We start from the raw sequence: 1203 nt of genomic DNA on the forward strand, positions 1-1203 counted from the left end.
TTATAATAATATACTAAATATACTATTTAAATTATAAAGGTTGTGATGGGCATTGAAATCTCTGCCGCTATACAAAAAAATTCAGGAAGATATCAAGCGGCTGATCGCCATCGGCAAGCTGCGGGAAGGGGACCGGGTCCCTTCGGAGAGAGAATTGTCCGAACGTTACCGCGTCAGTCAAATTACAAGCAAAAATGCGCTGGTCGGACTGATGGAGGAAGGTTTGCTTGTCCGGATCCAAGGCAAGGGCACCTTCGTTATGAGCAGACCGGAAAACGCCACGGCGCTTGATCAGTTGGGAGAATGGACAGCAGGTCCGGGCAAGAGCGGGCGTATCGGGTTAGTGCTGCCGACGATGAAAACGAAAGTGGACCAGCGTTTTTTAGATAACATCGAGAAGTACGCCTCTGCCGCAGGTTATGAAGTGATGCTGAGAATTACACGCGAATCCCAGCTTGAGGAGTCCAAGGTCATCTCGTCCTTTCTGAAGCAGGGGGTAGACGGTATGATCATTTTTCCGGTTGAAAACGAGACGTACAACGATTCGATTCTGAGGCTCTCGCTGGACCGTTTCCCCTTCGTTCTGATCGATCGGTTCTTAAAGGAGGTCAAGACATACAGTGTAAGCTCGGATAACGTTAATGGCACTAGGGAAGCCGTGGAGTATTTACTTAACAAAGGCCATTCGTCTATCGCGTTCATCTCTCCTGAAATTACGAATACGGTGACGGACGAGAGGGCCCAAGGGTTTGAGCAGGCTTTTCTGGAGCATGGATATTCGATCGACAAAAGCTTATGGTGTCTCCTCCCGCTGGAAGAGATCGCATCAGGTCAATCCATTGAACATATCAGGGCGTTTTTAGATGGCAGTCCCCATATCACCGGCATCATCACGGCCAATACGGAGCTGTGCAGAAATGTCTATAAAGCCGCAGTTTCATCCGGTAGACAGGTGCCGGACGAAGTGGAGCTGATCACATTCGATCCGCCGGATCTGCCGAATGTCCCGTATATTCGCCAAAACGAGGAGGAAATGTGCCGGTTGACCGTAGAGCTGCTAATCGAGCAGATCGAAGGAGCTTTTGAGGCGAGAAGAATCGTGGTGCCAGTTATGCTGGTAAAAGAGTAAAGCGGCTGGTCGACAATAGAGGAGATCACCTATTTTATATTAAATATAGTATATAAAATTATATTATTATAAGT

Annotated in this window: 1 protein-coding gene; it reads left to right on the forward strand. The window is 47.8% G+C overall.

Features of this window, described 5'->3' with window-relative positions:
- The first annotated feature begins 52 nt into the window (after positions 1-52).
- Positions 53-1129 carry a GntR family transcriptional regulator gene (locus ACOZB4_RS34085; protein WP_422759743.1) on the forward strand — a complete coding sequence of 359 codons (1077 nt, stop codon included), beginning with the start codon at positions 53-55 and terminating at the stop codon, positions 1127-1129.
- Positions 1130-1203: the final 74 nt, after the last annotated feature.

Source organism: Paenibacillus sp. NPDC058898, assembly GCF_049316025.1.
Taxonomy (GTDB): Bacteria; Bacillota; Bacilli; order Paenibacillales; family Paenibacillaceae; genus Paenibacillus_AQ.